The sequence below is a fragment of the Isoptericola sp. NPDC056618 genome (assembly GCF_042792715.1).
Lineage (GTDB): Bacteria > Actinomycetota > Actinomycetes > Actinomycetales > Cellulomonadaceae > Isoptericola > Isoptericola nanjingensis.
Window position 1 is genome coordinate 41,266 of the sequence record NZ_JBHTVZ010000023.1, and the last position, 21,161, is coordinate 62,426.

At 74.9% G+C, this 21,161-nt stretch carries 23 protein-coding genes; 8 read left to right on the forward strand and 15 right to left on the reverse strand.

The features are described 5' to 3' along the window. Nucleotides 1–26: 26 nt before the first annotated feature. The 7 genes from ACFQ8T_RS19805 to ACFQ8T_RS19835 form a co-directional block, all read right to left on the reverse strand. Nucleotides 27–200, reverse strand: coding sequence for a CsbD family protein (locus ACFQ8T_RS19805; RefSeq protein ID WP_430548188.1), 174 nt, complete (start codon nt 198–200; stop codon nt 27–29). 115 nt (nt 201–315) lie between these two features. After that, the gene (locus ACFQ8T_RS19810) at nt 316–906 is read right to left on the reverse strand and encodes a hypothetical protein (RefSeq protein ID WP_430548189.1); all 591 of its coding nucleotides are present in this window, start codon (nt 904–906) and stop codon (nt 316–318) included. Then, nucleotides 903–1,496 carry a hypothetical protein gene (locus ACFQ8T_RS19815; protein ID WP_430548190.1) on the reverse strand — a complete coding sequence of 198 codons (594 nt, stop codon included), beginning with the start codon at nt 1,494–1,496 and terminating at the stop codon, nt 903–905. Before ACFQ8T_RS19815 ends, ACFQ8T_RS19810 begins: the two co-directional genes overlap by 4 nt. Further along, the gene (locus tag ACFQ8T_RS19820) at nt 1,493–1,852 is read right to left on the reverse strand and encodes a hypothetical protein (protein ID WP_430548191.1); all 360 of its coding nucleotides are present in this window, start codon (nt 1,850–1,852) and stop codon (nt 1,493–1,495) included. The genes ACFQ8T_RS19815 and ACFQ8T_RS19820 overlap by 4 nt, the downstream gene beginning before the upstream one ends. After that, the gene (locus tag ACFQ8T_RS19825) at nt 1,845–2,027 is read right to left on the reverse strand and encodes a DUF2273 domain-containing protein (protein WP_430548192.1); all 183 of its coding nucleotides are present in this window, start codon (nt 2,025–2,027) and stop codon (nt 1,845–1,847) included. Before ACFQ8T_RS19825 ends, ACFQ8T_RS19820 begins: the two co-directional genes overlap by 8 nt. Continuing rightward, nucleotides 2,024–2,431 (reverse strand): hypothetical protein, encoded by a 408-nt coding sequence (locus ACFQ8T_RS19830; RefSeq protein WP_430548193.1) that lies wholly within the window; start codon nt 2,429–2,431, stop codon nt 2,024–2,026. Before ACFQ8T_RS19830 ends, ACFQ8T_RS19825 begins: the two co-directional genes overlap by 4 nt. Beyond that, nucleotides 2,428–2,943, reverse strand: a complete 516-nt coding sequence (locus tag ACFQ8T_RS19835) for an Asp23/Gls24 family envelope stress response protein (protein ID WP_430548194.1) — start codon at nt 2,941–2,943, stop codon at nt 2,428–2,430. The genes ACFQ8T_RS19830 and ACFQ8T_RS19835 overlap by 4 nt, the downstream gene beginning before the upstream one ends. Before the next feature lie 165 nt (nt 2,944–3,108). Between ACFQ8T_RS19835 and ACFQ8T_RS19840 the strand changes: the two genes are divergently transcribed. After that, nucleotides 3,109–3,654, forward strand: coding sequence for an RNA polymerase sigma factor (locus ACFQ8T_RS19840; RefSeq protein ID WP_430548195.1), 546 nt, complete (start codon nt 3,109–3,111; stop codon nt 3,652–3,654). Continuing rightward, entirely contained in the window at nt 3,645–4,172 is a 528-nt protein-coding gene (locus ACFQ8T_RS19845) for a hypothetical protein (RefSeq protein ID WP_430548196.1), read from the forward strand. Before ACFQ8T_RS19840 ends, ACFQ8T_RS19845 begins: the two co-directional genes overlap by 10 nt. On the opposite strand, the gene ACFQ8T_RS19850 is transcribed toward ACFQ8T_RS19845, so the two are convergent. Together ACFQ8T_RS19850 and ACFQ8T_RS19855 are read right to left on the reverse strand one after the other, a co-directional pair. Then, nucleotides 4,145–4,558 carry a YchJ family protein gene (locus ACFQ8T_RS19850; protein WP_430548197.1) on the reverse strand — a complete coding sequence of 138 codons (414 nt, stop codon included), beginning with the start codon at nt 4,556–4,558 and terminating at the stop codon, nt 4,145–4,147. The genes ACFQ8T_RS19845 and ACFQ8T_RS19850 overlap by 28 nt on opposite strands. A 4-nt stretch (nt 4,559–4,562) precedes the next feature. Beyond that, entirely contained in the window at nt 4,563–5,774 is a 1,212-nt protein-coding gene (locus tag ACFQ8T_RS19855) for an MFS transporter (protein ID WP_430548198.1), read from the reverse strand. Between the two features lie 122 nt (nt 5,775–5,896). On the opposite strand from ACFQ8T_RS19855, the gene ACFQ8T_RS19860 reads away from it, so the two are divergent. Both ACFQ8T_RS19860 and ACFQ8T_RS19865 read left to right on the forward strand, forming a co-directional pair. Further along, nucleotides 5,897–6,862, forward strand: a complete 966-nt coding sequence (locus tag ACFQ8T_RS19860; protein WP_430548199.1) for a hypothetical protein — start codon at nt 5,897–5,899, stop codon at nt 6,860–6,862. A 183-nt stretch (nt 6,863–7,045) separates the two neighbouring features. Next, nucleotides 7,046–8,359 (forward strand): serine hydrolase domain-containing protein, encoded by a 1,314-nt coding sequence (locus ACFQ8T_RS19865; RefSeq protein ID WP_430548200.1) that lies wholly within the window; start codon nt 7,046–7,048, stop codon nt 8,357–8,359. Between the two features lie 19 nt (nt 8,360–8,378). Here ACFQ8T_RS19865 and ACFQ8T_RS19870 read toward each other — a convergent pair whose 3' ends face one another. Beyond that, complete coding sequence (locus ACFQ8T_RS19870; RefSeq protein WP_430548201.1) at nt 8,379–9,968, reverse strand: arabinogalactan endo-beta-1,4-galactanase; 1,590 nt, start codon at nt 9,966–9,968, stop codon at nt 8,379–8,381. Nucleotides 9,969–10,064: 96 nt separating this feature from the next. After that, entirely contained in the window at nt 10,065–12,155 is a 2,091-nt protein-coding gene (locus ACFQ8T_RS19875) for a beta-galactosidase (RefSeq protein WP_430548202.1), read from the reverse strand. 212 nt (nt 12,156–12,367) lie between these two features. On the opposite strand from ACFQ8T_RS19875, the gene ACFQ8T_RS19880 reads away from it, so the two are divergent. From ACFQ8T_RS19880 to ACFQ8T_RS19895, 4 genes are all read left to right on the forward strand, one after another. After that, nucleotides 12,368–13,690, forward strand: a complete 1,323-nt coding sequence (locus tag ACFQ8T_RS19880; RefSeq protein ID WP_430548203.1) for an ABC transporter substrate-binding protein — start codon at nt 12,368–12,370, stop codon at nt 13,688–13,690. Between the two features lie 105 nt (nt 13,691–13,795). Further along, nucleotides 13,796–14,746 carry a carbohydrate ABC transporter permease gene (locus ACFQ8T_RS19885; protein WP_430548204.1) on the forward strand — a complete coding sequence of 317 codons (951 nt, stop codon included), beginning with the start codon at nt 13,796–13,798 and terminating at the stop codon, nt 14,744–14,746. Nucleotides 14,747–14,748: 2 nt separating this feature from the next. After that, nucleotides 14,749–15,678, forward strand: a complete 930-nt coding sequence (locus tag ACFQ8T_RS19890) for a carbohydrate ABC transporter permease (protein ID WP_430548205.1) — start codon at nt 14,749–14,751, stop codon at nt 15,676–15,678. A 53-nt stretch (nt 15,679–15,731) separates the two neighbouring features. Further along, nucleotides 15,732–16,766, forward strand: a complete 1,035-nt coding sequence (locus tag ACFQ8T_RS19895) for a LacI family DNA-binding transcriptional regulator (RefSeq protein ID WP_430548206.1) — start codon at nt 15,732–15,734, stop codon at nt 16,764–16,766. Here the strand turns inward: ACFQ8T_RS19895 and ACFQ8T_RS19900 are convergent. The 4 genes from ACFQ8T_RS19900 to ACFQ8T_RS19915 form a co-directional block, all read right to left on the reverse strand. Then, the gene (locus ACFQ8T_RS19900) at nt 16,709–17,644 is read right to left on the reverse strand and encodes a hypothetical protein (protein WP_430548207.1); all 936 of its coding nucleotides are present in this window, start codon (nt 17,642–17,644) and stop codon (nt 16,709–16,711) included. The two genes, ACFQ8T_RS19895 and ACFQ8T_RS19900, sit on opposite strands and share 58 nt — an antisense overlap. Then, nucleotides 17,641–20,013: a hypothetical protein gene (locus tag ACFQ8T_RS19905; protein ID WP_430548208.1), complete on the reverse strand. Its 2,373-nt coding sequence runs from the start codon at nt 20,011–20,013 to the stop codon at nt 17,641–17,643. Before ACFQ8T_RS19905 ends, ACFQ8T_RS19900 begins: the two co-directional genes overlap by 4 nt. Next, on the reverse strand, nt 20,010–20,333 hold the full coding sequence (locus tag ACFQ8T_RS19910) for a hypothetical protein (RefSeq protein WP_430548209.1): 324 nt from the start codon (nt 20,331–20,333) through the stop codon (nt 20,010–20,012). Before ACFQ8T_RS19910 ends, ACFQ8T_RS19905 begins: the two co-directional genes overlap by 4 nt. A gap of 159 nt (nt 20,334–20,492) precedes the next feature. Then, nucleotides 20,493–21,149, reverse strand: coding sequence for a hypothetical protein (locus tag ACFQ8T_RS19915; RefSeq protein ID WP_430548210.1), 657 nt, complete (start codon nt 21,147–21,149; stop codon nt 20,493–20,495). Between the last annotated feature and the right edge of the window lie 12 nt (nt 21,150–21,161).

Consider the following 21,161-nt stretch of genomic DNA (forward strand, 5'->3'; position numbering starts at 1 on the left):
CCGGCCGCCGTCACCGTCGGCGGGCGTCAGTCCTTGAGAGCGTCCTTGACGTTCTCCCCGGCCTTCTTGAGCGAGGCCTTCTTCTGGTCGGCCTGCCCCTCCGCCTCGAGCTTCTCGTTGTCCGTGGCGCGACCGGCGGCCTCCTTGGCCTTGCCGGCGGCGTCCTCGGCAGCGTGCCTGGCCTTGTCTCCGGTACCCATGTTTCTCTCCTCCCGACCGATGTGGTGGTGACCCGAGGAACTTCCCCGGGAGTCGGCCTGCTCGCAAGTGGTCCCGCCGCGCGCCCGCGTCGACGCACTGCCGCGCCGGTCCGCATCACTCCACGTGCCGCTCCGCGCTGCCCCGCCGGGCGACGGCGAGGTGCACCCGTCCGGACAGGTCGCGGCCCAGCACCTGGGCGGTGCGGTGGGCCACGCCGTCCACGAGCGTTCCCACGGCCGTGACGTCGGTGCGCGGGGCGACGCGCACCCGGCCCACGAGCACGAGGCGCCCGTGCTCCTCCGCGAGCCCGAGCGCCGCGGAACGTACCCGCGGGTCGTCGTCGAGCTCCGCCGTCGCGGCGCGCGTCACCGCGTCCGGCACCACGCGCAGCCGGTCCCGCGTGCGCGATCCCGGCAGGGGCATCGACGTGGTGCGCGGCCCGGGTCGGTGCGCGAGGAGCCACCACAGGCCCACCACCACCATCACCACGGCCGCCACCGCGCACGCAGCCGGCCACCAGGGTGCGTCGGGGGCGGCTGCCATGGCCGGCACGGCGACCTCCTCACCCGGACCGGGCATCCCCGCGCCGGCCGGCACCCAGCCGGACGCGAGCGCCACCAGGCCCACGCCGGCGACCAGGAGCACCAGCCCGAGCAGCGTCAGCAGCGCTCGGTCCGCGCCCACCACGTGCCGTCGCCCTCTCATGCCGCACCTCCCGTGCTCGTGGCCCGCACCCGGACCTGCGGGGTGGGTTCCACCGCCGCGAGGCGCGCTTTCACGGCTTCCGTCACCTCGCCGGGCACGTTCGGGTCGCCGGTGGCGGTGACCCGGACCACCACCGCGCGCCGCGACGCCGTCGACGCGGCGGCGAGCACGCCGTCCACGTCCTGCGCCGCGGCCGACGACAACCGCGCCACGTCCTGCGCGTGGAGCTCGACGGCGGGGGCGTCGCGGAGCCGTGCGGGCCGGGGGCTGTCACGCCAGGCCGCGACGAGCACCATGATCCCGACCACGGCAGCGACGGCCCCGGCGACGATCGCCGCCGCGCCGAGCGTCGACCCCTCGATCGCGCCGACGACCTGGCGCACCCACCCGTCCGCGGGGGTGAGCCCTACGAGCGACTGCGCGGCGAGCGCCTCCTGCGCTGCCACCACACCGCAGGCGATCAGCAAGACCGCCGCCACGACGCCCGCGGCGCGCGCCGACGTCCCCGAGCGGTGTCCCGGCGCGGCGGGCACCGGCGCACCCGTGCCGCGTGCCCCGCCCGTCCCGGTCGTCCCGGTCGTCGTCGTCATCGCACCCTCCTGCCCTCGTCAGCGGGCGGTCGGACGTCGGCGACCGTCACCACGAGGTCGTCCACGTGCACGCCCACCAGCCGCTCCAGCTCGTCCCGCAGCGCGTCGCGCACCCGGGCCGCGACGTCCCCGGCCGGCTCCGGCCAGGTGGACGCGACGCGGGCGCGGACCCGGGCGCGCGTGCCCGCGAGCTCGACGTCCACGTGGGGCAGGTCCGTGCCCGCCAGGCCTCCGCGGACCGGCGTGGAGGCGCCCGCCGCGGCCTGCTGGGCCACCTTGACCACGACGCGGTCGGCGACCGTGACCCGGCCGGCGACCTCGGTCCGGGTGCCGGCGGCGGTGTCGGGATCAGCCACGGCGGCGACCCCCCAGCAGCGCGCCGAGGTCCACCCGCCCGTCGAGGTGGGCGCCGACCGTCAGTCCGACGACGCCGAGCACGATCGCGAGCAGAAAGCCCAGGAACCCGCCGGTGGTCACGGCGACGGCGAGCAGGAGGCCCGCCAGCAGGCCGACCGCGGTGAGGTTGTTCATGACTCGTCCTTCCTCGTCCCGTCCTCCGGGACCTCCGCGCCACCGGGCTGCCCGGTGGCCTCGACGTCGTCCACGTGCACGACCACGGGTGTCGTGGGTCCCGAGGCCGGCGCGTCGAACCGGGCCTCGTCCGGGACGACGAGCAGGACGGACCGGACGGCCTCGTGCACCGCCCCTGCCACGCCGGGCAGGTCCTGCACGCCGGCCGCGGTGACGACGATGTGCACGTGCACGCCGTCGTCGCTGAACCGCACCCCGGGAACCCGGCCGCCCGGCAGGTAGGTGGCGATCTCACCGAACAAGCCGCTGCTGAGCGTGGCCACGCCCGGGACCGCCAGAGCTGCGTCGCGGACCAGCCCTGCGGCCGACCCGGACGTCGCGTCGTCCGACGCCTGCAGGTTCATTGCACCCGGGACGGCTGAGCGTCCGACGCGTCGTCGTCGTCCCCGGGCAGCCACACGTCGTTGACCCCGACGTTGACCTCGATGACCCTCAGTGCCGTCATCCGTTCGATCGAGGAGATGACGTTGCGGCGGACGGCCTCGGCGACGTCCGCGATCGCGACGCCGTACTCGGCCACGATCTCGACGTCGACGGCGGCCTCCGACGCGCCGACCTCCACGTTCACGCCCTGCGCGTAGTTGGTGGAGCCGCCGGGGATCCGCTCCCGGATGGCACCGAACGCGCGGGCCGCCCCGCCGCCCACATCGTGCACGCCGGTGACGTCGCGGGCGGCGATGCCGGCGATCTTGCTGACGACGCTGTCGGCGATGGTCGTGGTGCCGTGCTCCGTGCTCAGCGGGCTCCGCCCGCCCCTGTCGGAGGCGCGCGGGCGCGGGTTCGCGTCGTCGACACCGCCCGTGCGGGGCTGCGACGGGCTCGGCTGCTGGCTGGTCTGTGACGTGCTCTCGGCCATTTCTGCCTCCGTGCTAGGTGCCGGTGCGTTCGTCGCGCACCCTCGACAGTTTCTTCCGACACTGGATGAGTGCCCGCTGCCCACCGTTCGTCACGCCTCGAGGAGTGTGATGTACATCACACTCGGGCGGAGGTCGCGCCCTCACCGGCGGACGACGCGCGGGCCGTGGACGACTCCGAGCTCGTCCGCCGGGCACGGCTCGGGGACAAGGAGGCGTTCGGCGAGCTCGCCGCACGTCACGGCACCGCGATGTACCGGTACGCCCGGCGGATGCTGCGCGACGACGGCATGGCGGAGGACTGCATGCAGGACGCCCTGGCGAGCGCTCTGACGTCGATGGGGAGGTTTCGCGGTGAGTCGACCGTGCGCACCTGGCTCTTCGGCATCCTCACGCACACCGTGCGCCGGCGGATGCGGGACATGACGCGGCACCCGGAGCTGGAGCTGCCCCGGGAGGTGGCCGTCGGCGGGGCGGCCGACGGTGCGAACGACCCCGCCGCCGCCGCGCAGGCGCACGACCTGCTGGAGGCGCTGGAGATCGCGCTGGCCGACCTGCCGGACCTGCAGCGGGCCTGCTGGATCCTGGCGGAGGTGGAGAGAATGCCCTACGCGGACGTCGCGCGCGTCCAGGCCACCACGGTCGGGGCCGTGCGGGGGGCCGTGCACCGCGCACGCATGAACCTCGGGAGGAGGCTGGAGCCATGGCGGTGACCCCGGACGGGGACCAGGATCACGTGCTCGCCCGCGCCGCCGCGGGCCTGCGCGAGCTGACCGACGAGGGGTGGGTGCGGGCCCGCGAGTCGGTGCTGGCTCGCGTGCTGCGCGTGGTGCGACCGTCCGCCCATGTGGCCGGCCGGCACGCCGGTGGACGGTTCGCCCTCGCGACGCCGCTGCTGGTGGCCCGGGTGCGGGCTGCGCTCGACGACCCCGAGGGCGAGATCCGCGTCGTCGACGTCCGGTGCGTCGTGGGCCCTCCGGCGCAGGACGCCGTCGCCGGCGAGCTGGAGGCCGTCATGGTCGTGCTGAGCGTGCGGTTCGGCGGCCGCATCGCCGACATCGCGGAGCTGGCGCGAGGCGTGGTCGCGGACGCCGTGTCCTCCGCGCTCGGTGCCGACTTCGACGCCCGCCTCGTCACCGTGGACCTGCACGTCGCCGACGTGCACCCCGAGGCGACCGACGGTCTGCCCGAGACGGGGTCGCGTCAGGCCGACAGGTCGCCGTCCACGTAGAACCAGCGCCCGTCCTCACGGACGAACCGGCTCACCTCGTGCAGTCGGCCACGGTCACCCGAGGCCGCCTGCACGTACTGCGCGACGAACTCCACCTCGCCGCCGTCGTCGAACGGGCCGCCCGCGTGGGTGGCGAGCACGACGAGGCGCCGCCACCGCTGGTCGTCGTCGAGCTCCAGCGACCGCGGCCGCGTGCGCGGGTGCCATGTGGCGCGCAGGTAGGCGGGGTCGCCGACGGCGAACGCGGTGTAGCGCGAGCGCATCAGCGCCTCCGCGGTGGGGGCGAGCCGGTCGCCGGCCAGCAGCGGGCCGCAGCACGCGCCGTAGGTGTCGCCGGAGCCGCAGGGGCAGCGGTCGTCGTCGGACGGGAGGGTCACGCACGCCATCCTGTCAGCGCGCGCCCGGCAGGGCCGGGCTGAAGCGCTCCTCGGCGAGGGCGACGAGCAGCGCCAGGAGCACGACGACGGCGCTCGCGAGCGGCACGACGTGCACGCCGACGGCGGCGACGAGGGCCGCGCCCAGGCCCGATCCGGCCGCGATGCCCACGTTGAACATGGACGACGAGATCGCCACCCCCATGTTGGTCGACCCGGGCGCCACGAGCATCACGCGGTGGGACAGTGCGGGCGGCACGCACGAGAACGAGAACCCGAACAGCGCCAGCGACGCCACCGCCGCGACGGGGTGCGCGCCGAACGCCCACAGGCTCACGAGTGCGACGGTGAGCACGGCGAGCGCGACGAGCAGCACCGCCACCGGGCGGGCGTCGATGAACCGGCCCACCACGATCGTGCCCACCACCCCGGCCGCGCCCTGCAGCAGCAGCAGCCTGGCCATGTCCGACTGCTCGAACCCGGTGACCTCGATGAAGTACTGCGTGACGAACGTGATGACGCCGAAGGCGCCCGTCAGCACGAGGCCGGTCGTGACCATCTGGAAGAGGAAACGGCGTCGGCTCGGGTGCGGCGCGCGGCTGGCGCCGCCCTCGGACGGCGCCATCGTCGGGAAGAGCGCCAGGACCACGAACGTCACCACGAGCGAGAGCACCGCGACGGCCGCGAACGTCCACCGCCACGACGTGTGCTCGCCGAGCCACGTGCCCGCCGGCACGCCGAGCACCGGGGCGAGCGAGTTCCCGAGCGCGAGGCGCGTCATCACCCTGCCGCGGACCACGGGACGGAACAGCCCGGTCGTCGCGGGCACCACGGCGGCCCAGAACAGCGCCTGCGCCGTCGCCGTCACCAGGCGGGCGGCCAGCAGCTGCTCGTAGCTCGGCGCGAGCGCGGCCCACAGCGTCGCGACGGCGGCCACGCCCGCGCACGCGGACAGCACCCACCGGCGCGGCACGCGTCGCGCCCAGTGCGCCAGCGGCACCGTGGTGATCAGCACCACCAACGCGTACCCGGTGACGAGCAGGCCGATCTCGGACGTGGACCGACCCAGGTCGGGCGCCATGAGGGTGAGCAGGCCGGACGGCAGCGACTCGACGGTGACGAACAGGAACGTCGACAGCGCCATCGCGACCAGGATGATCGTGGCGCGACGCTCGTCGACGGGTGGCGTGATGGCGGACGCCGGCGCGGGAGGAAGGTTCTCGGTCATGGGGGATCGAAACGATCCTAGGACGAGTTGTCAGAGGCCAGGCCGTGCTCCAGCCCCGCCTCTCTCTGACAGCTCCCGTCGGTGGGGTTGCGGTGGCGTGCGGCGTTCCGGATTCTCGGAGGGTGCCCACGCTGGCGGAGCTGCTGACCGACGTCGCCGGGGAGCTCTACGCCCTCGAGCCGGCGGAGTTCGTCCCCGCGCGCGACGCCCGCGCCGCCGCCCTGCGCGACGACGGCGAGGACGAGGCGGCCGACCGGGTGAAGCGGTTGCGCAAGCCGTCGACGGCGGCCTGGGTGGTCAACCTCCTCGCGCGCGCCGAGGCCGACCAGGTGGAGCAGGTGGTCGAGCTCGGCGCCGCGTTCCGCGAGGCGCAGGACGACCTCGACGGCAAGCGCCTGCGCGAGCTCACGCGGCAGCGGCGGCAGCTCGTCGCCGCGGTCGCGGCGCGGGCACGCTCCCTCGCCGTCGAGGCCGGCACGACCGTGTCCGGCGCCGTCCTGGCACAGGTGGAGGCCACGCTCACCGCCGCGATGATCGACGCCGACGCCGGCCGCGCCGTCCGCAGCGGGCTGCTGGTCGGGCCGCTGCAGGCCACCGGCATCGGGCGGGCCGACGTCGCGTCCGCCGTCGCCGTCCCCGACGCGCTCGGCATCGCGCCCGTCGACGACGACGGCGCGCCGTCGCGGCACCTGCACGCCGTGCCCGACCTGCCGCGCGCGGCGCGCGGCGGCCGCGGTCGGGCCGCCTCGCGGAAGGACGACCACGCGGCGGCCGAGAAGGAGGCCGCGCGGGTGGCGGCCCGGCAAGAGGCGGAGCAGGCGCTCGCCGACGCGGAGGACGACGTCGCCGCCGCGCGCGACGCCGGCAGCACCGCCGCCGCGGAGGTCGGCCGCATCGAGGGGATCGCGCGCCGCACCGACGCCGAGCGCGACGCCGTCCGCCGCCGCCTCGACGAGCTGGAGGAGGAGGCCGCGACCGTCGACGCCGAGCTGCGCGGCGCCGTCGTCGCCCGACAGCGCGCCGAGCGCACCCTCACGGACGCCACCCGTCGTCGCGACGAGGCCGCCGCCCGCCTCCGCGAGCTCTGACCGCCACGGACCTGTCAGGGCCACGCTCAGGTTCTGGTGCACCTGGTCCTGACAACTCTCGTGACCGCCGGGTCCGGCGGACGGTGGAGGTCGACGACGGCGGATCTCCGTCGCCCGACGGATCCGCCCGGACGGTCGCCCTGCGAGGGTGGGGGCACCGACACCCAGGACGAAGGAGACCCCATGCGTCGTCGCATGCGCACGCCCCTGACCGTCACGACCGCCGCCGCGCTCGCGCTGGGCCTCGGCGCGCTGCCCGCCGGCGCGGACGAGCGGCCGCAGCCTTCCGCACCGCCGTCGGCCGCGCTCGACGAGGACCGGTCGTCCGTCGCGCAGGCGGTGGCCGACGCCGTCGCGGAGGCGGAGCGGCGGGCGAGCGCCCGCACGTTCAGCGCGCCGAGCGAGACGTCGGGCGGGGACGACGCCGTGACGGACGCGCTCGACCAGGCGCTCGCGGACACGGCGGCGGGCGTCCCGATCGGGGTGGTCGGGCGCGTCGACGCCCCGGGCCTGCACTGGAGCGGCGCCGACGGCGCGCGTCGGCTGGACGGGCACGGCCCGGCGCGGTCGCAGGACCGGTTCCGCGTCGCGAGCAACACCAAGATGATGGTCTCGACGCTCGTGCTGCAGGAGGTCGAGAAGGGCACGTGGACGCTCGACACCCCGGTGGTCGACGTCGTGCCCGAGGCGGCCGCCGTCGTCCCCGACGCCTACGAGGACGACGTCACGCTCGAGCTGCTGCTCACGCACCGCGCGGGCCTGCCCGACCACCTGTCGGCGCTCGCCGCGAGCCGGATGACCGACCCGGAGGACTACGACGAGTTCTTCGACGTCCTCGGCGAGGAGTACACGGCGGCGGACCACCTCGCCGCGATGGACGACCAGCCGTGGCTGTTCGAGCCCGGCACCGACGCCTCGTACTCCAACGCCGGCTACGTGCTGCTGGGCCTCGCGCTGGAGCACGCCACCGGGCAGAGCGTCGAGCGGCTGCTGGAGAAGCGCGTGTTCAAGCCTGCCGGGATGCGGCACTCCGCGTACCCCGACGACCCGGGCTACCGCGGCCCGTTCCTCCGTGAGGCCGCATACACCGGCGACCTCGGTGCCGGGTGGTACGGGCTCGACGGCTTCGACCCCAGCCTCTTCGGCTCGGCGGGCGCCGTCACCAGCACCACGGAGGACCTGCAGCGGTTCACCGAGGCGCTGGTGACGGGCGACCTGCTCGAGCCGGAGACCGTGACGGACGTCCTCACGCCACGCACCGTCGGCAGCCAGACGCTGCCCGACTACGGCCTCGGCGTGTACCGCCTGCCCGACCCGTGCGAGGAGGGCGCGTGGCTGTACGGGCACGACGGCGCGTCGTTCGGCACGCTCAGCATCACGCTGACGTCTCCGGACGCCGAGAGGCAGGTGACCGTGGCCCTCACCGGCCGCGACCTGACGTCGCTGGAGTCGGACCTCAACACTGCCCTGGTGCCCGCGCTGCTCGCCACCTGCTGACCCGGCCGTCCCCCGTCGGTCAGTCGGCGGCGAGCTCGGCCGCGACGGGCGCGAGCAGGCGCCCGTCGTGGTCGAACATCGCCTGGTTCTCCCACGCGTTGCCGGAGGCCGGGTCCTCCGGGTCCCAGCCGTTGCCGTCGACGGACGTCCAGGCCGGCTCCCAGTAGACGGCGCCGAGCCCACGACCGCCGGGGGCGGCGGCGACCGTGTCCTGCACGGCGCGGAACGCCGCCGCCTGGCCCTCCGGCGTGGCGGGGTAGCCGTCGACGAGCTGGCTCTCGGACGCGATGACGTTCTCCCAGGCCGGGTCGTCGTCCTCGAGCGTGAACGGGTACGCCGTCTCGACCACCATGACGTCGCGGTCGTAGCGGGCGGACAGGGTGCTGACGGCCCCCTGCAGGTCGGCGAGCGACCCGTGCCAGTAGCCGTAGTAGCTCAGCCCGACGACGTCGAACGGCACGTCGCGCGCGGTGACCTCGTCGAACCACCAGGTGAGCGAGTCGATGCCGTTGTTGATGTTCGTCAGGTGCAGGATCGTCCGCGTCGACGGCGAGACGGCCTTCACCGCGTCGTGCCCGGCGGTGAGGAACCCGGCGAGGGCGTCCCACTGCGCGTCGGCGACGCCGTCGTCGGGGTCGACGTCCCACGTCTGCCCGTACGGCCACAGCATGCCGGGGTTGATCTCGTTGCCCACCTGCGCGTACGCGACGTCGACGCCCGCGTCGACGAGGGCGGTCATCACCTCGCGGGTGTGCGCGGCGAGCCGGTCGGTCATCGTGGTGACGCTCGACCCCGCCCACGCGGCCGGCACGCCCTGCGCCCCCGGGTCGGTCCACCGGTCGGAGTAGTGGAAGTCGACCATGACGTCCATGCCGGCGGCCTGGATCCGTCGCGCCGTCTCGACCACGTGCGTCACCTCGTTGTAGCCGTCGGCCGGGTCGACCCACACCTTGAGGCGGCCGAGGTTCATGCCGTGGTCGGCGAGGATCTCCACCGCGTCGCCGGGCGTGCCGTCGACGTCGGCGTACGTGGCGCCGTGGTCCTCGTTCTTCGCCAGGCCGGAGAGGTCGCCGCCGCGCACCTCGCGCGTCACCCGGCCGCGCTCGACGGCGACGTCGTCGACGCTCGCCCACGCCCCGCCCGCGTCGTCCGACGTCGTGACCGCGAGCGTGCAGTCGCCGCCGCGGCTCTTCGCGGAGACGGCGACGCGCACCCACGCGTCGTCCTGCAGCGTCTGCGGCAGCGTGGCGGTACCCGACGTGCCGTCCGTGCAGGTCAGGGACAACGTCGAGGTGCCCAGCCCGCCGGACTTCACCCACGCGCTCCCCGTCCACCAGCCCGTGCCGAGGCGGCCGAGGCGCTGGGACGTCGTGACCTCGTACGGGGTGTCCGACCAGTGCGTCAGCCGGTCGCCGGTGCGGCCCCCGGCCTCCGCCGCCGCGGCGGAGGTGTCGCCGGCGACGGTCCACCCGTCCAGGCCGGAGAAGCCGGCGTTCGCGGGCTCGACGGCGGACCGGCCGCCGGGCGCGGCCACCGCGGGCGAGGCGAGGGCGGCCGCCAGGGCGGCGGCGAGCAGGCTCGTGGTGATCGTGCGGGTGCGGTGCGACATCATCGTCCTTCCGATCGGTGAGCAAGAAACCGCCTTCGAACAAGCGATCCCTCGCGGCAACCGGATGGATGGCGCGACGGATCGCTTGTTGGAAGGTCAGCGGGGGTGGGCGGTGCGCAGCACGCGCGCCCCGCCGGCGGGGACGACGACGAAGCCTGCGACGTCCTCCCCGGTGAGCAGGTCGGTGGAGCCCGGCGCGACGTCGGGCAGCTTGGCGTCGGCGTCGGCGTGGTTGAGCGCGACGGTGAACACGGCGTCCTCCCCGTGCCTGCGCACGACCTCGAGCTCCGCGGGCAGACCCGCGGGCGCGAGGCCGGCGTCGTCGTACACCCGGGCCATGAGGGGTGCCAGCGCGTCGACGTCGAGCCGGGTGGAGACGTACCAGCCGGTGCCCGCGCCGAGGGCGTTCCGGGTGACCGCCGCGGCGCCGGGCCGCGGGCCGCCGTCGTACGTGGCGACGACCTGCGCCCCGTCGAGCGCCAGGTCGTCGGCCCACACGTCGCCGGTCAGCGCGCCGTCCGCCAGGCCGGCGACGCCGAGCGTCTCGCCCTCCCGCAGCGGCAGGAACTCCTCGACCGTGAGGCCGAGCGCCCGCCGCAGCGGCGCGCCGTAGCCGCCCTCGTGCACGCGGTCGTGCTCGTCCACGACGGCGCTGAAGTAGCTGACGAGCAGCGTGCCGCCGCCCTCGACGTACCGCGTGAGGTTGTCGGCCGCGGCCGCCGTGAGCAGGTACGACGCCGGCGCGACGACGAGGCGGTAGCCGGACAGGCCCTGCTCGGGGTGGGCCATGTCGACGGTGAGCCCGTCGCGCCACAGCCGGTCGTAGAAGGCCTCGGTGCGCTCGCGGTGCGACGCGTCGACGCTCGGCCGCCACTCGAGGTCCTGCGCCCAGTGCGACTCGTAGTCCCACAGCAGCGCGACGTCGGCGCGCACGCGAGACCCGCGCACCTCGGCGAGGCCGCCGAGCTCGGCGCCGAGGGCGCACACCTCGCGGAAGACCCGGCTGCCCGTCCCGGCGTGGGGGAGCATCGCCGAGTGGAACTTCTCGGCTCCGCTGCGCGAGGCCCGCCACTGGAAGAACAGGATCCCGTCGGCGCCGCGGCCGAGGTGCGACAGGGCGTTGCGGCGCTCCTCGCCCGGACGCTTGGCCACGTTGCGCGGCTGCCAGTTCACGGCCGAGCTGGAGTGCTCCAGCAGGAGCCACGGCTTGCCGCCCGCGACGGAGCGCGTGAGGTCGGCGGCCATCGCCAGGCCGACGTGGCCGCGCGGGTCGGCCGCGGTGAGGTAGTGGTCGTCGGAGACGACGTCGACCTCGCGGCCCCACGCCCACAGGTCGGTGGACGGGCACGCCGTCGCCATGAAGTTCGTGGTGATCGGGACGTCGGAGTGCGCGCGGATCGCGTCGCGCTCGGCCACGAAGCACTCGCGCAGCATCGCGTCGGTGAACCGCGCGTAGTCGAGGCGCATGGCCGGGTTGGCCACGGTCGGGGTGGCCGACGGCGCGACGACGTGCTCCCACTTGCCGTACACCTGGCCCCAGAAGCGAGTGCCCCACGCCGCGTTGAGAGCCTCGAGCGTGCCGTACCGGGCGCGCAGCCACAGGCGCCAGGCGCGCTGCGCGTGGTCGGAGTAGTCGTCGGAGACGGGGGCCCCGTACTCGTTGTGCACGTGCCACAGCACGACCGCGGGGTGGGAGCCGTAGCGCTCCGCCAGCGCGCCGGCGATCCGCGTGGCGGCGCGGCGGTAGGCGGGGGACGACGGCGCGGCGGCGCCCCGGGAGCCGAACTCCAGCACGGTGCCCTCGCGTGTCACGACCCGTGAGTCCGGGTAGGTGCGGAAGAACCACGCCGGCGGTGACGCGGTGGGCGTGCCGAGGTCGACGCGGATGCCGCCGGAGTGCAGCAGGTCGAGCAGGCGGTCGAGCCAGCCGAAGTCGTACTCGCCCTCGCGCGGCTCGAGCAGCGCCCAGCTCCAGATCCCGACGCTCACGAGGTTGACGCCGGCCTCCTGCATGAGCGCGACGTCCTGCGCCCACACCTCCTCCGGCCACTGCTCGGGGTTGTAGTCGCCGCCGTAGGAGATCTCGCCGATGCCGGGCAGCCAGCCGTCGAAGTCCAGGCCGGGGCGGAAGGGCGTGGTCCGGGCGGGGGTGCCACCAGGCGGGTCGAGGGGCGTGGCGTCGGGCATGGAAGAGGCTCCTCGCGTCGGTGCTGTGCTCGGCGTGCTGTGCTCGGTCACAGTCATTGTGACCGGCGACGACTAGATAACACCACGAAACCTGAAGTTGACAATCCCAGGAGGCGTGTCGCTACTGTGACCGTGCACAGCCACACTGTCGTGAGTCGCCCGGCGCTCCCAGCCTGACGCGGCGGTGCGATGGTCCTTGACGAGGAGGAGTCATGCGCCTGACCACAGGCACCCGGATCGCGGCCCTCGCCGCCGCCACCGCGCTGCTCGCGTCCGCCTGCTCCGGCGGCGACGACGCCGGCTCGGACGACGGCGGGTCGGCCGCGGGCCCCGTCGAGCTCACCTTCTGGACGTGGACGCCCCACATGGAGAAGGTCGTCGACCTCTGGAACTCCGAGCACCCCGACATCACGGTCACGGTGAACAAGCAGGACGGCGGCGACCCTGCGGTCACCAAGCTGCTCACCGCGATCAAGGCGGGCTCGGGCGCGCCGGACATCATGCAGGCCGAGTACCAGAAGATCCCGCAGCTGGTGTCCTCGGACGCGCTCGCGGACCTCTCGGGCTCGCTGGGCGACGACGTCGCCGGGCACTTCGCCGACGGCGTGTGGGACGCCGTCACCCTCGGGTCGGACGCCGTCTACGCGGTGCCGCAGGACTCCGGGCCGATGCAGTTCTACTACCGGGCCGACATCTTCGAGAAGCTCGGCATCGACGTGCCCACCACGTGGGACGAGTACGCGGACGCGGCGCGGAAGGTGCACGAGGCCGACCCGAAGTCCTACCTCGGCACGTTCTCCGCCAACGACGCGGGCTGGTTCGCCGGCATCACGCAGCAGGCCGGGGCGTCCTGGTACGGGATCGACGGCGACGCCTGGTCGGTGGACATCGACTCCGACGCCACGACGAAGGTCGCCGAGTACTGGGGCGGGCTCGTGGAGGAGGGCGTCATCGACAACAGGCCGATGTACACGCCCGAGTGGAACGCCGGCCTCAACGACGGCACCCAGGTGGGCTGGTTGTCGGCGATCTGGGCGCCCGGCGTCCTGTCGGGCAACGCCGCCGACACCGCCGGGAAGTGGGAGATGGCGCCGATGCCGCAGTGGGACGCCGACGCGCCCGCCACCGGCGCGTGGGGCGGCTCGGCCACCGCGGTGACCTCGCAGTCGGAGCACCCGGAGCAGGCCGCGGAGTTCGTCACGTGGCTCAACACCGCCCCGGAGGCCGTGCAGGCGCTCGTGGACGAGACCGGCATCTACCCGGCCGACGTCCCCGCGAGCACGGAGGCGCTGAGCGACCCGCCGGAGTTCTTCTCCAACCAGCCCGACTTCTACGAGGTCGCGGCGCAGACGGCGCAGACCGTGCAGCCCTTCACCTACGGCCCGAACATCAACGTCGCCTACTCGGCGTACAACGACGAGTTCGCCAAGGCCACCAAGGCCAAGACGGCCAGCGCGTTCGTCGACGCCGTCGGCGCGATGCAGCAGATCACGCTCGACGACCTGAAGAGCCAGGGCTTCAACGTCAGCGAGTGACGACGCGGGCCGCCCGGGCCGGGAGATCCCCCCGGGCGGCCCGACCCGCGTCGACCACGGTCGCCGTCGAGCACGATCCGCGCAGAACCGAGAGGGAAGCCTGAGATGACCACGACCACCGTCGCGACGTCGGCCCGCGCGACCGGGCCCAGCACGTCCGGCCGGCGCCGCCTCGCCCCGTGGGGCTTCCTCGCGCCCGCGATCGTGCTGTTCGTCCTCTTCCTGGCGCTGCCGATCGCGTACGCGGTCTACCTGTCGTTCCGCACGGAGAAGGTGAGCGGGCTGGGCCTCGGCTCGGGCTCGCGCACGGAGGAGTGGGCCGGGCTGTCCAACTACGCGGCCGCGCTCGGTGACCCGGAGTTCCTCGCGTCCGTGGGGCGCGTGGCGCTGTACGGGCTGATCGTCGTGCCGACGATGCTCGGCCTGGCGCTGCTCTTCGCGCTGCTGCTCGACTCGCGGCGCGCGCGGGCGCGGACGTTCTCGCGCACGGCGATCTTCCTGCCCTACGCGGTGCCGGCCGTGATCTCGTCGCTGCTGTGGGGCTTCCTCTACCTGCCCGGCGTCAGCCCGTTCTACGACCTGTTCGAGCGGTTCGGGTGGGGCGTGCCGTCGCTGTTCGAGGGCGACCTCGTGATGTTCGCCGTCGCGAACATCGCCGTCTGGGGCGGCACGGGGTTCAACATGATCGTCATCTACACGGCGCTCAAGGCGGTGCCGTCGGAGCTGTACGAGGCGGCCGAGCTGGACGGCGCCTCGCAGGTGGCGGTGGCCCTGCGGATCAAGATCCCGATCGTGACGCCGTCGATCATCATGACCGCCGTCTTCTCGATGATCGCGACGCTCCAGGTGTTCGCCGAGCCCACCACGCTGCGCCCGCTGAGCAACGCCATCTCGACCACCTGGACACCGCTGATGAAGGTGTACCGCGACGCGTTCACGCGCGGCGACCTGTACTCGGCCGCCGCGACCTCGGTGATCATCGCCGCGGCGACGTTCGTGCTCTCGTTCGGCTTCCTGCGCCTCGTGCAGGGCCGCGCTTTCGGCCAGGAGAAGTGACCATGACGACGCTGACCAGCCCGCTGCCCGCCGACGCCCCGGCGGCGCGCTCCGACGTCCGCCGCCCGGCCGCGAAGGGCCGCCGGATCTGGCGCGGCGCCGGCGAACGGCCGTCCGCCGTGGCGACCGCCGTCCTCCTGCTGGGGGCCCTGTACTGCCTCCTGCCCGTGGTGTGGGTGGTGGTGGCCTCGACGAAGTCCGGGTCGGAGCTGTTCTCCAGCTTCACGTTCGCGCCGTCCACCCACCTGGCCGACAACGTGGCCGACCTGGCGGCCTACCGCGACGGGCTGTTCTGGCGGTGGATGCTCAACACCGCCCTGTACGCCGGCGTCGGCGCGGCGGCCTCCACGCTCGTGTCGGCGATGGCCGGGTACGGCCTGGCGAAGTACACGTTCGCCGGCAAGAACGTGGTGTTCAACGTGCTGCTCGCGGGCGTGCTCGTGCCCGCCATCGTCCTCGCGATCCCGCAGTACCTGCTGCTGGCCGAGCTCGACCTCACCAACACGTACTGGTCGGTGCTGCTGCCCAGCATCATCAGCCCGTACGGCATCTACCTGGCGCGCATCTACGCGGCCGCGGCCGTGCCGGACGAGGTGGTCGAGGCCGCCCGGACCGACGGCGCGAGCGAGACCCGCACGTTCTTCCAGGTGGCCGTGCCGATGCTGGTGCCGGGCCTGGTGACGGTGTTCCTCTTCCAGTTCGTCGCGATCTGGAACAACTTCATGCTGCCGTACATCATGCTCGGCGACGACAAGCTGTTCCCGATCACGGTGGGCCTGTCCGGCCTGCTGAACCAGGGCGCCAGCCAGCCCGCGATGTACACGCTGGTCATCACCGGCGCGCTGCTGTCGATCGTGCCGCTCGTCGCGCTGTTCTTCGCGCTCCAGCGGTTCTGGCAGGTGGACCTCGCCGCGGGCGCGGTGAAGTCGTGACGCGTCCTCGTGCCGGTCAGGTCGGGGCCGCCCGTGTCCCTAGACTCGCGGGCGTGGAAGGAACGGGCGGGCACGGGGCCGACGACGGCCGGGCGAAGCGCCCCACGATCCGCGACGTCGCGGCGGTCGCGGGGGTGTCGCGGGGCACCGTCTCGCGGGTCATCAACGGCGGGCACTGGGTGTCGCCGGACGCGCGGACCGCGGTCGAGGAGGCCATCCGCACCACGGGGTACCGCGCGAACCCGCACGCCCGTTCCCTGGTGACGGGGCGCGCCAACTCCGTCGCCTTCCTCCTCACGGAGGAGCAGCACCTGCTGTTCGAGGACCCCAACTTCTCCCTGCTGCTGCGCGGTGCCACGCACGCCGCCGCCGAGCGGGAGATGCCGATGGTGCTGCTCGTCGCGGGCACGGCAGAGGAACGGCGTCGGGTGGCGCAGTACCTGGAGGCCGGGCACGTGGACGGGGTGCTGCTCATCAGCTCCCACCGCGGCAACCCCATGATGGGGGAGCTGCTGCGCCACGAGATCCCCACCGTCGCGTGCGGCGTCCCGCTCGGGTACGAGGGCAAGGTCGGGTACGTCGCCGCCGACGACCGGTCCGGCGGTCGCACGATGACGCAGCACCTGTGGGACACCGGCCGGCGGCGCATCGCCACCATCACCGGCCCGATGGACACACCGGGCGGGGTGCTGCGCCTCGAGGGGTACCGCGAGGTGCTGGGCGACGCCTACGACCCCGAGCTGGTCGTGCACGGCGACTACTCCCGCGAGAGCGGGCGCCTCGCGATGGCCGAGCTGCTCGAGCGGCGGCCCGACGTCGACGCCGTGTTCGTGCACTCCGACCTCATGGCCGCCGGCGCCCTGGTCGCCCTGCAGGCCGCGGGCCGCAGCGTGCCCGGCGACGTCGCCGTCGGCGGGTTCGACGACTCCGGCGTGGCCGCGCAGCTGCACCCGCCGCTGACCACGATGCGGCAGCCCTACGAGCGCATCAGCGCCGAGATGGTGCGGCTGCTGCTGGAGGTCGTCGACGGTCAGGAGCCCGCCGCCATCACGCTGCCCACCTCCCTCGTGGTGCGCGACTCGGCCTGAGCGCCCGAGGCCGCCCCGTCCGTGGCGGGGAACGACGGCGGGTCCGCGCGCACCTCGTCCGCCAGTCGATCCAGCAGCACCTCCGGCGCCAGGTCGGCGGGGAGTTCCACGCCGTCGGGGACGAGGACCCCGACCGCGACGAAGGCGCCACCGGCGACCGTGGCCAGCGACGTGGTGCGGAACTCCTGGCCGTCCGCGCCGCGCTGGTGGGTGGTGAGGCCGAACGGTCCGAGCTCGTCGAGCTCGAGGCGGTACCGCTCGGCGGGGTCGGGCAGGCGCCCGACGTACTCGACGGACCGCACCGTGCCGTCCGGGTTCCAGACCAGCGAGTCGTCGTGGAGCCCGTGCTCGGCGGCGCTCTCCGCCTCGTACTGCAGCTGCCACACCGCGCTGCCCTGGTCTGCGAGCGTGTACGGGCCGTCCGGGGAGACGGTGACGAACATGATCATCTGGACGCCGTCCACGTCGACGCCGGAGGTGGCGTCCACCGGGTAGAGGCCGTCCTCGCGGTCCATCCAGGGACGCACGACGTCGCTCGTGGTCGCGAACCGGGCGCCGGCGAGGCCGCCGGCGAACAGGGGCCCGAGCGGGTCGTGCATGACCGCCGAGACGCTCCACCCCGGCTGCCGCCTCGTCGTCATCCGCGACGTGTCCACGGGCAGCGCGGTCGCCTCGTGGCCGGGGAACTCGTCCGCGGTGAGCCCCCACGGCTCCGGGCTCCAGTGGGCGGCCTCGGCGATCGCCCGGTCGCGCTGCCAGTCCCGCCACGCGTCCCGGCCGAGGTGGTGCCAGAGGAACAGGCCCGTCACCACGAGGGTGACGACCAGGAGCGGGGTCACGCTGGGGTTGGCGAGGACGCGGTGCGTCGCGGTACTCATCGGTCGTCCTCCGCGGGGTCGGACAGGTGGTCGAAGGAGGCGTCGAACAGCGTGGCGGGAGTTGAGCCGTTGCCGTCCGGCGTGAGCCCGGAGCTCCGCTCCGCGGCGGCGTCGGGGGTCAGCCCGAGGCCGAGGTCGTGCTGGACCACGCCGTCGTACAGGTCGGTGGCGTACCGGTCGATCAGCCCGTGCTCGGTGGACCAGATCCGCTCGCGGGCGTCGTCGAGCGGGGCCTCGGGGTCGAAGAGCGACAGCGCCGGCCCGCTCGCCAGCCCCACGGCCTCCGTCACGACCCTGCTGCCGAACCTGAGGTAGCCGACGCCCGTGCCGGCGAGGGCGAGCACGGTCTCGCGGGTGTCCACCTGGGCCCGGGCCGTGTCGATGGTCTGGGCCTGCATCCCGCCCGTCACGCCGCCGATGTCGGACAGGGCTTCCTGGACCAGGGGGACACGAGGCCCCGAGTCCTCGTCGAAGCCCTCCGAGGTGGCCTGCTCGAGGACCCACCCCGCGTAGCGGTCCGTCACCCCGAGCCAGGCCGCCGCCGCGCCCGGCGTGCGGGACGTCGCCCCGATCACGTCGCGGAGGGCGAAGACGTCGAGCTCGGGCTGCACGACGAGCGGGACACGGTTGCCGAGGTCGGGCGCCACCTCGGCGTCGGGGTCGACCCCGGGGGCGGGGACCGGTTCGACGCCGGCCTTGCCGGACGTGGGGTTCTGCGCCTGGGTGACGTCACCGATGACCGGGACGTAGGGCTCGTAGGCGACGGCGACGTACCCTGCCGCGTCGTCGGCCAGCCCCGGGGTCCGGAGCAGGCCGACCGGCAAGGCCTCCGTCGCGTGCGAGACGAGGAGTGCCGCGCGCGCCTGGTCGCCGCGGTCGGGGGACGCCGCTCCGACGTCCACGGCGGTGGCGAAGGCGTGCGCGACGGCGCGGCCGCCGTCGGGCCACCCGGCGCGGGGCACGCTGCCGAGCCACCGCGCGACCGACGGGCCGACGAGCCCCTCGTCGGCGGGCGCGAGCCGGTCGAACGCCAGCCGCGGGTGTGCGGCGAGGCCCGCGGCGACCGCGACGACCAGCGGCGCCAGGACGGTGAACGACCCGTCGAGGGGCGCACGCTCGCTCCACCAGGCGTCGAGCGCGTCGTCGGCCCCCGCGTGGACGGCCGCCGGCAGCGACGCGGGGAGCAGGGCGACGGCGACCTCCGCCCTGTCGGCCGGCGTGAGCGGCGAGCCCGCGCCGGCCGCGACGTCGCCGACCACCCGACGCCCCAGGTCGCCCTGCTCCGCGGGCGACGCCGTCTGCGCCCACAGGCCGATGCCCGCGCCGAGCGCCCGCGCCAGCTCGACGTCCAGGGCCGGGCCGAGCGCACCGCCGAGCGCGCCCCCGAGCCCGGCCGGGACGCCGGCGGCTCCCGGCCCGCGGGGGACCAGAGCCTCGTAGAGCTGTGCGGGGGAGGCGTCGTCCCAGAAGACGGCCCAGAACGCGGGGTCGTCGGCGTGCGCGGTCAGGACGTGTCGGAGGTCGTCGCGCACCGCGCGTCGTGCTGCGGCGTCCCCGCCCGACGTGGCGCGCGGCAGCAGCGCGACGACCGACCGCGCGGCCTCGCCGGAGGCCTGGAAGCCGGCCGGGTCCGCGCCGGCCGCCGTGATCGAGCGGACCGCGCGGACGTCGGCGAGCGACGCCAGCGCGGCAGCCGCCTGCCGCGAGGCCTCGTCCTTCGTCTCTCGGGCCGCGCGCCAGCGCGCCTCCGCCGCCGCGACGTCCGCCCGAGCCGCCGCGACCTCTCGCTCGGCGGCGGCGAGCCGCAGGTGGGCGCGCGCCGGGTCGGCGGGCAGCGCCGGCGCGCCCGACCACGCCGCGCCCGACCACGCCGCGCCGGGCCACGCCGTTCCCGACCGCGCCGCGCCCGCCTCACCGGCACCCGGCGCGGCACCGCCGGCCGCGGCGATGTTCCACGTGGAACGACGCGCCTCGTCCGCCTCCGCCTGCCACCGGGCCTCCCGGCCGAGCGCGTCCGCACGGAGGGCGAGCGCCCGCTGCGCCGCTGCCTGTGCGTCGCCGAGGGTCGCGGCGTGGCGCCGCAGGGTGGCGGCCGCCGCCTCGAGCATCCCGCCGCTCGTCCGGGCGGCGTCGCCCGCTGCCGTGACCCGTTCGCGCGCCCGCTCGACGGCCGTGCTGCGCTGGCCGTCGAGCGCCGATCGCACCCGCAGCAGTCGGGTGCGCGAGTCCTCGAGACCGGCAGCGACGCGCTCCACGACGGCGGCGGCGTCGACCAGGGCGGGCGGGCTGCCGGGGAGCGGGCGGAGCTCGCCGGCCGGTGGCGCGAGCCGACCTCCGGGACCGCCGCCCTCCCGGGCGACGGGCGTCATGCGTCGCCTCCGGGGCGGGGTCCGACGAGCAGCGCGGCCAGGTCGTGCGTCGTCGTGCGCTCCGCACCCTCGAAGACCTCGGAGGCACGGGCGAGCCCGGCAGCGAGCGTCCCGAGCTCGTCCACGAGGGCCTGGTCGGCGGCCCGCCAGGCCGCGGCGAGGTCCTGCAGGGCGGCCGACAGCCCGGCGTCGCCGCTCGCGGCGGGTGTCGCCGCCGCGACCAGCACGCCGCTGGACACGTCGTGGAGCGCCACCGCGGCGCCGCGCACGTCGGTGCCCGCCGCGGCGAGGGTCGTGGTCTCGAGGTCGAGCTGCGTCATCCCGTCCCTGTCCTGGTCCGTCGTCGGGTCGTCCCTGCCTGCGCCGGGGCGCGGGGACGACGCTAACGACGACGGTCCCGACCGCACCGGGGTTATCCACAGGGTCGGTCCGGGAGGCGCGCGGCTCGCCGCCACGGCTCGCCCCCGCCCGCCCGCCGGTCAGTCCCACCAGGCGCGGAACCACGGCTCGTCCGTCCCCGCAGGCGCTCCGTCGTCCGGCCGTCGCCCCCGCCAGGGCGCGACCTCGTCCGGGGGTGCGTGCATGTCGTCGATGCCCAGCCGGGCGAGAGCGCGCAGGACGTCGGCCCTCGCGTCGTCCGGCCCGCGCGGCGGCTCGGGCCCCACGTCCCGGCCCGGCCGGAGCAGCACCCCCGTCACGGTGATGCGTTCGTCGCAGCGCAGCGGTCCGACGACGTACCCCTGCGCACGCACCCGGCCGGGGTGCCGCACGACGGCCCGCAGCACGGCGCCCAGCGAGGGACCGAGGTTCTGCCGCTGGGTCGCCAGCTCCACCTCGTCGAGCCGCTCGAGCAGCCCGGCGGCGGTGCGCTCGTCGAGCGCGACGAACGGGTAGAACCCCGGGGTGGTCGAGCCGGTGAGCACGGGCTCGAGCAGCACGTCGAGCCCGTCGTCGAGCAACCAGCCGTGGCGGCCGGGACACGACCCGCCCAGGGTGCCGTGGTGCGCGTGGTCCTCGCGGGACGCGAGCTCGCGCTCGCGCCTCCAGGCGGAGTGCAGGTCGACGAGCTCGGGCGGGACGAACCGCGCAGGCCGGGGTGCCGGCAGCGGGGGCGGCGGTGTGGTCGCGACGGGCATTCGGGCTCCTCG

Coding starts and splice junctions, on each gene's coding strand:
- ACFQ8T_RS19805 (WP_430548188.1), bottom strand. CDS start 200: ATGGGTACCGGAGACAAGGCCAGGCACGCTGCCGAGGACGCCGCCGGC.
- ACFQ8T_RS19810 (WP_430548189.1), bottom strand. CDS start 906: ATGAGAGGGCGACGGCACGTGGTGGGCGCGGACCGAGCGCTGCTGACG.
- ACFQ8T_RS19815 (WP_430548190.1), bottom strand. CDS start 1,496: ATGACGACGACGACCGGGACGACCGGGACGGGCGGGGCACGCGGCACG.
- ACFQ8T_RS19825 (WP_430548192.1), bottom strand. CDS start 2,027: ATGAACAACCTCACCGCGGTCGGCCTGCTGGCGGGCCTCCTGCTCGCC.
- ACFQ8T_RS19830 (WP_430548193.1), bottom strand. CDS start 2,431: ATGAACCTGCAGGCGTCGGACGACGCGACGTCCGGGTCGGCCGCAGGG.
- ACFQ8T_RS19835 (WP_430548194.1), bottom strand. CDS start 2,943: ATGGCCGAGAGCACGTCACAGACCAGCCAGCAGCCGAGCCCGTCGCAG.
- ACFQ8T_RS19845 (WP_430548196.1), top strand. CDS start 3,645: ATGGCGGTGACCCCGGACGGGGACCAGGATCACGTGCTCGCCCGCGCC.
- ACFQ8T_RS19850 (WP_430548197.1), bottom strand. CDS start 4,558: ATGGCGTGCGTGACCCTCCCGTCCGACGACGACCGCTGCCCCTGCGGC.
- ACFQ8T_RS19855 (WP_430548198.1), bottom strand. CDS start 5,774: ATGACCGAGAACCTTCCTCCCGCGCCGGCGTCCGCCATCACGCCACCC.
- ACFQ8T_RS19865 (WP_430548200.1), top strand. CDS start 7,046: ATGCGTCGTCGCATGCGCACGCCCCTGACCGTCACGACCGCCGCCGCG.
- ACFQ8T_RS19870 (WP_430548201.1), bottom strand. CDS start 9,968: ATGTCGCACCGCACCCGCACGATCACCACGAGCCTGCTCGCCGCCGCC.
- ACFQ8T_RS19875 (WP_430548202.1), bottom strand. CDS start 12,155: ATGCCCGACGCCACGCCCCTCGACCCGCCTGGTGGCACCCCCGCCCGG.
- ACFQ8T_RS19880 (WP_430548203.1), top strand. CDS start 12,368: ATGCGCCTGACCACAGGCACCCGGATCGCGGCCCTCGCCGCCGCCACC.
- ACFQ8T_RS19885 (WP_430548204.1), top strand. CDS start 13,796: ATGACCACGACCACCGTCGCGACGTCGGCCCGCGCGACCGGGCCCAGC.
- ACFQ8T_RS19890 (WP_430548205.1), top strand. CDS start 14,749: ATGACGACGCTGACCAGCCCGCTGCCCGCCGACGCCCCGGCGGCGCGC.
- ACFQ8T_RS19900 (WP_430548207.1), bottom strand. CDS start 17,644: ATGAGTACCGCGACGCACCGCGTCCTCGCCAACCCCAGCGTGACCCCG.
- ACFQ8T_RS19905 (WP_430548208.1), bottom strand. CDS start 20,013: ATGACGCCCGTCGCCCGGGAGGGCGGCGGTCCCGGAGGTCGGCTCGCG.
- ACFQ8T_RS19910 (WP_430548209.1), bottom strand. CDS start 20,333: ATGACGCAGCTCGACCTCGAGACCACGACCCTCGCCGCGGCGGGCACC.
- ACFQ8T_RS19915 (WP_430548210.1), bottom strand. CDS start 21,149: ATGCCCGTCGCGACCACACCGCCGCCCCCGCTGCCGGCACCCCGGCCT.